The sequence below is a fragment of the Acinetobacter kyonggiensis genome (assembly GCF_900107285.1).
Taxonomy (GTDB): Bacteria; Pseudomonadota; Gammaproteobacteria; order Pseudomonadales; family Moraxellaceae; genus Acinetobacter; species Acinetobacter kyonggiensis.
The window spans coordinates 1-8,333 of record NZ_FNPK01000050.1 but is presented as its reverse complement, the minus strand read 5'-3'; the positions used below and the strand labels follow the sequence as shown (position 1 = coordinate 8,333).

The window sequence follows — 8,333 nt, the reverse complement described above, 5'->3', positions numbered from 1 at the left end:
CCTTGAAAGTGCCGACCATGGAAGGGATTCATCTGCTGTATCTCGAAATAAATAAGATATTTAGCTTATCATGTCAGCCTATTTGCAACAGTGCCGTCGAAAGTAAAGCATGGGCTGTTTCAGCCAGTGATTTATCAAAAATATTGTTCGCGGTACGCTGCATTCCCCAGTAAATACAACCTAAACTACCCACCCAGACACTGGCGGTGATGACCATTAAAATAAATGATAGACGTCTGGTCAGTGAATAACTGCGAATGAAATTGGCCATTAATAATTTTCATCCATAATATATCCAAAGCTTTGTACAGTGCGCACGATATTTTTTCCCAGCTTACGCCGTAAATTATGAATATAAACCTGTATCACATTACTGCTCACATCTGCATCATAGGCATAAAATGAGTTTTCTATACTCTCCCGTGAAATGATCCGGCCACGGTTAAGGATAAATAGTTCTAGCAAGTGAAACTCTTTCGGGGTTAATTCAACTTCAGTGTGATCTCTCAGTACCTGTTTAGTCGCTTTATTAACCGCAATATTGCCAATCTGAATCAAATCACTCACTTCTCCTGAAATACGGCGTAATACTGCTTGAATCCGTGCAATAACTTCATACAAATCATAGGGTTTAACTACAAAATCATCTGCCCCAGCATCTAAACCGGAAATTCGCTCCTGAATTTTATCCTGAGCAGTCAAAATAATAACGCCTACTTTATTCTTTTTACGACGCAGTGACTTTAAAATTTCCAATCCATTCCTGTCTGGCAAACCTAAATCAAGCAAAATAAACTGATAATCATAACTCGCCAAAAAATGATAGGCTTGTTCTGCTGTGGTGGCGATATCAACAACAAAATTCGCTTGGTCTAAGCCCCGTGCTGTCGCCTTAGCCAGTAAGACATCGTCTTCAACTAACAATATTCTCACGTCTGAGCTCCCCCTCTCATTCTACTTCTTGCAAGCCTAAATTTTATTTCCGTGAAAACGACAGCTATAGCTGAATTCTGAAAGACATAGCACCGAAATATTTTCGTAAAATACTATTTTATCAAGCTTTTACCGTGCTGCTCAATTAAGTAATCAGCTATACTCTGGCCCCAAAAAGACAGAATACCAGCCGAATAATGACCACACAGGGCATTGATGTATCAGCACTCTACTATATTTTACTCTGCCTGATGATCCTCATGTAAAGGCCATAGTTGATGTGAATTCAGCAATAGCAAACTCAAGCTTTCTGCATAATCAATTTTGGCTTGATCAATTCGACCACGCGCATCAACCAGTTGCTGCGAATGGAGTAACAGTTCATTTAAACTCAATTCACCGAGCTTATATGCTTTTTGCATCAATCCATGTTGTTGCTGTAACTGTGCCAAATTCTGTTGAGCCTGCTCACTCCGTACAGTTGCCGACTCCATCTGCGTGAACCAGTATTGCGTTTCCTGACGCAAACGGTTTTCTACTCGTCCGATCTCAAAATTGGCCTTTTGAGCTTCCGCCATGGCCATACCAGAAGCTATCCGCACTTGCCGACTGGCGAGTGGAATTGAAACGCTCACACTCATCAAATTTTCAATGCCTGACTGCTCACGACTATAGCCCACTCCGACCGTAGGATTAGCTACCCGATTGAGTTTCTCTCTTTTGACTAACGCATCTTGCTGTGCTGCCTGCGTTTTGGCCAACTCAAGCTCATGGTTAGCAGACAAAACCTGCTGTATCCATTCAGTCTGTGTATATTCGAGTGGGCGAATTTTGATGACATCACTGCTCCAGTGTTCTGGAATTTTCCCCTGATAATCACGTGACAATAGCTGCTGTGCTTGGTAGTAAGCTGTTTTAGCCTGCATATATTGTTCTTCGATTTGCCGAGATTCATTGCTGAGCAGCATCAGTTCCAGTCGTGGGGCATCTCCAGCACGGATACGCTGCTGGGTCATTTGCATATAGTGTTGTATTCTTGCCTGCTGTTCCTCTAAGCGTGTCAATTGCAAAGCACTACGCATATAGGCAAACCACTGATTCAGCAAGGTTTTGGCAACTTCATGTTTGGCATCTTCATATTTTAATTCTGCAATACTCATCCCTCGTTGCGCCAAATCCTGATCCAGCCGGTATTTGCCAGGCAAACGAATCTGCTTTTCAACACCAAAGTTCGGCTCATAACTATTGGACTTTGTTTGACCATCCTGGGCATCGGTGTTACGAAGCTGCATCCCCGCACGTACGGTCCAGGGATGGCCCAGTTTTAGCCCTTGTCCTGCAAAATTGGCATAGTCCTGATCCGAGACTGCCGACCGAACAGTTGGATGCTGTGACAAGCTCTGCTTGATCGCATCGAGTGGTGGCAAGACCTGATCCAAAGCGGGTTCCGCGGAGACGACAGAAGCCATCATCACACAACAGCCCAAGCCTATTAAACATAAGGCTTTACCCAGCAAACGGGGTTGAGTAGCTATCTCTGGTTTCATTCGTTCACCTTTCCTTGACCAGCATAACCCGATGCTATGGTTGGTAATACCCAATAGAAACAGTCACTTGATTTAAATTTCTTTTGGATATGGGCTAAAATTAAAGGCACAGTTGCGAGGGGTAAAATCAACAGAATCAAATTACGCTCAGTTGCACCCCGAATTTTTTCTTGAATGTTGCGATAATGTTGGTGGCTGCCGAAACCTTGTGCCGGGATACAGGTACATCCTGTCACAATCTCGGGAATGAGCCATAAATGGCTCATTAATTCTTCCGCAATATCACTGGAGATGTTGATAGAGAGTTGGCACATTTCAGACATGAATATCTCGCACTAAACCAAATTGTTTAAACAAGTTAGGAAGTAAAATCAGCGTCAGTAAGGTGCAGGAAATTAACCCGCCAATTACCACGATCGCTAATGGACGCTGAATTTCAGCACCTGGCCCAGTGGTAAAGAGCAAGGGAATTAAACCCAAAGCCGCGATACTTGCAGTCATCATCACTGGACGTAAACGTCGCATAGCTCCCTCACGAACCACCTCTTCAATTGCAATGCCGCGTGAAATGAGCTGGTTAAAATAACCGATCATCACCAAACCATTCAGTACAGCAATCCCCATTAATGCAATAAATCCGACCGAAGCAGGCACCGATAAATATTCACCGGTAATGGCTAAGGCCACGACTCCACCAATTAAAGCAAAGGGAATATTCACAAAAACCAGTACTGCCTGACGAACAGAACCTAAAGTTGTAAAGAGCAGGAAAAAAATCATGGTCAACGCTGCAGGGACAACCAGCATCAGACGCGCTGCTGCACGTTGTTGATTTTCAAACTGGCCACCCCATTTCAATGAATATCCTGCCGGTAATTTAACTCTCTGGGCAACCTGCTGTTTTGCTTCCTCGACAAAACCGACCAGGTCGCGGTCACGCACATTGGCACGGACAACGGACATTCTTGAAGCATTTTCCCGGTCAATTTTAACGACACCTTCAGTCTTGACCATTTCTGCTAAAGAGGACAATGGTACAGCCGCTGAGTTTTCAACAGGTAAATTCATATTTGCAAGGGCAAAACTGGATTGCCCCAGACGCGGATCACCTTTGATCATCAACGGAACCGGTCGACCCTGTTCAATAATCGAACTAATTTGCTGCCCTTCGATGAGCATTTTGAGTTGTGCCTGTATGCTTTGACTATCTAGCTGATTGCGAACAGCCATATCACGACGAATACGTAATTCCTGATATTGCACCCCGGAATTTTCCAACGTCATGACATCTTCACTGCCTTTGATCCCTTGTAGAACGGTAGAAATTTGCTTAGACAGCTGATTTAGCTGGTCTAAATCGGTACCAAAAATTTTGACTGCTAAATCTCCACGTACACCTGATAACATTTCTGAGGTCCGCATTTCAATCGGCTGACTAAAGGTCAGATTGACTCCAGGAACGTCAGTCAATACATGGCGAACTTTGGCTAAAATCTGCTCCTTACTTTGTCCCTGCCACTGATCTTGCGGTTTCAAAATGACAAAGCTATCGGTTTCATTTAAGCCCATGGGGTCCAGGCCCAGTTCATCCGAGCCTGTTCTTGCCACAATGCGGGCCACTTCTGGAACTTGTTTTAGAATTCTTCTTTGAATGTCCAGATCAAGTGCAATTGAATTTTGCAGACTGATCGATGGCATTTTTTCCAGCTGCAATATGGTGTCACCTTCATCCATGGTTGGCATAAAAGACTTACCAATGAGTGGGAAAATAAGTGCAGCAACCACCAAAGCGCCTCCGGCCAAAGCATAAACACGTTTCGGATGAGCTAAACTTGCATTTAATACCTTGCTATATGCCTGTTCCAGCTTAGCAACAATATATGGCGTGTGATGTGCTTGAGATTTCAAGAAATAAGAACACAGCACCGGAATAATTGTTAATGAAAAAATCAGTGAGCTCGACAGTGCAAAGACAATGGTCAGCGCCACCGGAGAGAAAAGCTTCCCTTCCAGCCCCTGCAACGTCATCAACGGAATGAAGACCAGCATAATAATGATCATTCCTGCGGTCACCGGCACCGCCACCTCACAAACCGCGCGATAAATGACGTTCAGCGACGGTAAAAACAAACGGTGTTTGGACTCGTGTGCATCTGCCAGTTGCATTTCGATATTTTCCACCACCACAACAGCCGCATCGACCAGCAAACCAATAGCAATGGTTAAGCCACCCAATGACATCAGGTTGGCACTTAATCCAAACTGACGCATCATTAAGAAGGTACTCAACGCAGATAAAGGTAAAATCGCGGCAACAACCAAAGCGGCTCTTAAATTGCCTAAAAACAACAGCAATAAAATCAGGACCAGTACAATCGCCTCGATCAAGGTTTTACTCACGGTATGAATGGCACGATTCACCAGTTCACCACGGTCATAAAAAGGCTTGATCGTAACGCCCGGGGGTAAGTTTTTCTCAATGTCCTGCAAATGTTCACGCACACTTTGCACAACCTGACGTGCATTGGCGCCTTTTAAAGTAAGGACAATCCCTTGAACAGCTTCACCCTGACCATTTTCGGTCACTGCCCCGTAACGGGTAAGGGCACCGGTATGGACATCGGCAATGTCCTTCACTTGCACCAGTGTCCCTTGATGATTGGAAACAATAATCTCACCCAGCTCTTGTAAATTGGTGACACGACTATCGCTACGAATCAGTAATGATTCTCCATTTTCATTCAGACGACCGGCACCGTCACTTGCATTATTTAATTCAATTGCTTGTTTTAACTGATCAAGAGATAGACCTCTTGATGCCAGAGCATCCAGGTTGGGTGTCACTTCAAAAGTACGTGCCAAACCACCCAGGACATTGACATCCGCTACCCCTTCAATTTTTCTGAGCTGTGGACGGACGACCCGATCGAGCAAGGTTCGTTTTTCCATATCACTCATAGGGCCATGTAAAGTGAACATAAAAGATTCACCTAATGGCGTCGTCATAGGCGCAATCCCACCAGAGGCATTGCCAGGCAAAGCTGACATGACTCCAGTCAAACGCTCATTGACCTGTTGTCGGGCCCAATAAGGATCTGTCCCTTCTGCAAAATCCAGGGTAATGATTGCAATGGCATATTTAGATTGTGAACGTAATACAGTCTGATGAGGAATTCCCAACATTTCCTGTTCTATCGGTACCACAATACGGCTTTCCACCTCTTCTGGCGTCATGCCAGGAGATTTCATCACAATTTGAACCTGTGTACTTGATACATCGGGAAAGGCATCAATCGGCAATTTTGTAAATGCCAAATAACCTGCAACACTGATTGCCACACCCAATAACAGCATTAGGATTCGTTGACTCAGTGAAAATGCAATAATACGTTTTAACATGTGCCTAACCTCATTTCATCGCAGTGCTACTACTGGCAGGTGGTGCCTGCTCTGCACCGAAACCTGACCAAACGGCTTTTAGACGTTCGACACCATTCACAGCAACTTGAATTCCAGGTTTTAATGTGTTTCCAATCACATGACTTTGCTGCTGGTTCGCACCCACCAATTCCACCGGCATTGCAAAGAAACCATTTTGATTTTTGATAAAAATGAAGTGCTTGTTATCTTTTAAAGTCAAGGCAGTACTTGGTATTACCCATGCAGTTTCTGTTGTCGGGTTATGGCTTTGAATATTCGCTTTAATAAACTGTTGTACTTTTAAACAGTTATCCTTGGCATTCATCTGAACTAAAACATTTTGAGATTGCGTATTGTCTGAAAGTGCTGGTGCAATTTTTTGTACCTGCCCAGTAATTTCACACCCCTCAACTTTAACCAGATCGCCAATCTGGATATATTTGCTATCCGCTAAAGGGGCTTGCAACATTAATTGCAAAGGTAGATCACTATTCACCAACTGACCCAGTACTGCGCCGGTTTCTACATATTGACCTGCAGATACCTGTAAACTTTCTACACTGCCTTTGGCGGGACTTTTAACATACACTACGGAATTCAGTCCCTGACTGCTACTTCCTCCCATAAACTGCAACATGCGTTGCTTGGCACTCAAATCAATATTCAGTCGTTGCACTACATTCTGGGCTTCCTGTACACGTTTTTCAGCAATAATCCCTTCAGCATATAAACTGCGTTCACGTGCCAAATTTTGGCTGGCCAATTGCAGTTGTGCACGAATTTGTAAAATTTCATTTTGAATCTGAATTAAATCAGGGCTATGAATGGCCAGTACAGGATTATGGAGACCCACTTCGGCTAAAGGTTGCACCAGTACCTGTTGAACTATCCCCGCTATCGGGCTGGTTAAGACCACTTTACTTTGAGGTGACCACTGCGCTTGCCCCTGCAAAGTCAGTGCAAGTTGTACATCACTTGTCGCTTGTCCTAAAGTTTGTAATTGAATACCTGCCTGTTGAATCTGTGTGGGCGAAATTAAAATCTGATTACCAGAGACATCTATGGTTTCTGTTTCATTGGCGGTTACATTTTGTGGCTTTGATTTTTCCGCTTTATTTTTATTAAATAGTGAACTGCTCGCCCACCAAACTCCTAAAATTACCAAGACCAATGTGCAAATACTGAGAAATATTTTATTATTTCGTAATACACTCACTTGTTGACTCACTGATCTACCCTCAAAAATATTTTCTCTCAGGATAAATTTAAGTTCTTAAGATCTAATTAAGTTTGGAAATCCAATTTTTTCAGGATCTAAAGGGTAATTTCCACCTAAGCATAATATCTCGGTTATTTCTAAAGAGCAGATGAAGGCGGAAAAAGAAAACCATATCCCCCTTATCTCGAGAAGCAATGAGTTTGCTTAAATCAATTCAAGAATATACTCAGTCACAAAATTTCATCTCCGTTAAAGGGCCAGTTAATAAATATCCCTACAATGTCGTGAAAATACATTCATCTACTTTACTTTATAAATTTTAATCATTATTTTTTTAGAGCAAAATTAATCATGCACGATTTCAATCTGAATTGATTCAGATTGAAATCAATTATTTTTATTTTTACTTTATCCTAAAAATTATTACGCTGGATTAAATCAAAACTATTAAATTAATATCGCTTATACTTTTAATAAATAGTAATTCTGCTACAATCTAACCATCTTACTTGGATAATTGAGACAATCTAAGTGATCATGGTTTTAGGAAGATTGCTCGCATTCTCAGCAATCTTGTTACAGATTGCTGTTTTTTTACAGCCTTTACTTCCAGAGAAATATCAAATTTCTCCTGTCTGTGAAACTATTGTCCATGCACTTCAACTAAATAACTCACACCATGTGCATAGCTCAGATCATTCTTCGCATACTCACTCTCATCAAGAGTTGAATTTAGCTAATCATGATACTGAAAAGCTTAATCATGCACATCTTGAACAAAAAACTTCGTCCAGTCATCATCACGATGCAAATCATCAATGTCAGTACTGTGTAGTTTACGCACATGTCGTTCCTTTACCAGACATTCGCGTTAAAGAAATACTTGTTAGAGTTCAAGTTCGGTTATTAGCTTTTAAAGAAGCTTTCTTTCATATCTTCTTTATTTTAAATCAATTATTTCTTATCCCTCAAGGTCGAGCACCTCCTCTCTCTTTTGCTGTCTAAATTTATTGGCAATTCCTTATTGTTTTGAAATTTAATTAGTTGAAGAGACTAATCGCTATGTTATTACTTTTAAAAAATGCACGTATCTGTGTAGGCACACGCATATCAGAGCATATGAACCGTACCGGGTTTGTCGGAGAGTCAATATTCTGAGAGACTATCCCGATGACAAAATTAAAATATACCCCTGAAATCAGAGAAAGAGCGGT

Annotated in this window: 7 protein-coding genes; 1 reads left to right on the top strand and 6 read right to left on the bottom strand. The window is 42.2% G+C overall.

Going from position 1 to position 8,333, the window contains the following annotated elements; genetic code table 11:
• Positions 1-73: 73 nt before the first annotated feature.
• The 6 genes from BLV99_RS17560 to BLV99_RS17535 form a co-directional block, all read right to left on the bottom strand.
• Positions 74-271, bottom strand: coding sequence for a hypothetical protein (locus BLV99_RS17560; protein WP_092692967.1), 198 nt, complete (start codon positions 269-271; stop codon positions 74-76).
• Positions 271-933, bottom strand: coding sequence for a response regulator (locus BLV99_RS17555; protein ID WP_092692964.1), 663 nt, complete (start codon positions 931-933; stop codon positions 271-273). The genes BLV99_RS17560 and BLV99_RS17555 overlap by 1 nt, the downstream gene beginning before the upstream one ends.
• Before the next feature lie 239 nt (positions 934-1,172).
• A complete protein-coding gene (locus tag BLV99_RS17550) occupies positions 1,173-2,480 on the bottom strand; it encodes a TolC family protein (protein WP_092692962.1) in 1,308 nt (435 codons plus the stop codon).
• Positions 2,477-2,803: a DUF3240 family protein gene (locus BLV99_RS17545; RefSeq protein WP_092692960.1), complete on the bottom strand. Its 327-nt coding sequence runs from the start codon at positions 2,801-2,803 to the stop codon at positions 2,477-2,479. The genes BLV99_RS17550 and BLV99_RS17545 overlap by 4 nt, the downstream gene beginning before the upstream one ends.
• Positions 2,796-5,879, bottom strand: coding sequence for an efflux RND transporter permease subunit (locus BLV99_RS17540; protein WP_092692958.1), 3,084 nt, complete (start codon positions 5,877-5,879; stop codon positions 2,796-2,798). The genes BLV99_RS17545 and BLV99_RS17540 overlap by 8 nt, the downstream gene beginning before the upstream one ends.
• A 10-nt stretch (positions 5,880-5,889) precedes the next feature.
• Entirely contained in the window at positions 5,890-7,128 is a 1,239-nt protein-coding gene (locus BLV99_RS17535; RefSeq protein ID WP_092692956.1) for an efflux RND transporter periplasmic adaptor subunit, read from the bottom strand.
• 528 nt (positions 7,129-7,656) lie between these two features.
• On the opposite strand from BLV99_RS17535, the gene BLV99_RS17530 reads away from it, so the two are divergent.
• Positions 7,657-8,124, top strand: coding sequence for a DUF2946 domain-containing protein (locus BLV99_RS17530; protein WP_004827113.1), 468 nt, complete (start codon positions 7,657-7,659; stop codon positions 8,122-8,124).
• Positions 8,125-8,333: the final 209 nt, after the last annotated feature.

Bases quoted from the DNA above. Each gene is read 5' to 3' on its own strand.
- BLV99_RS17560 (WP_092692967.1), bottom strand. From the start codon at position 271: ATGGCCAATTTCATTCGCAGTTATTCACTGACCAGACGTCTATCATTT.
- BLV99_RS17550 (WP_092692962.1), bottom strand. From the start codon at position 2,480: ATGAAACCAGAGATAGCTACTCAACCCCGTTTGCTGGGTAAAGCCTTA.
- BLV99_RS17545 (WP_092692960.1), bottom strand. From the start codon at position 2,803: ATGTCTGAAATGTGCCAACTCTCTATCAACATCTCCAGTGATATTGCG.
- BLV99_RS17540 (WP_092692958.1), bottom strand. From the start codon at position 5,879: ATGTTAAAACGTATTATTGCATTTTCACTGAGTCAACGAATCCTAATG.
- BLV99_RS17530 (WP_004827113.1), top strand. From the start codon at position 7,657: ATGGTTTTAGGAAGATTGCTCGCATTCTCAGCAATCTTGTTACAGATT.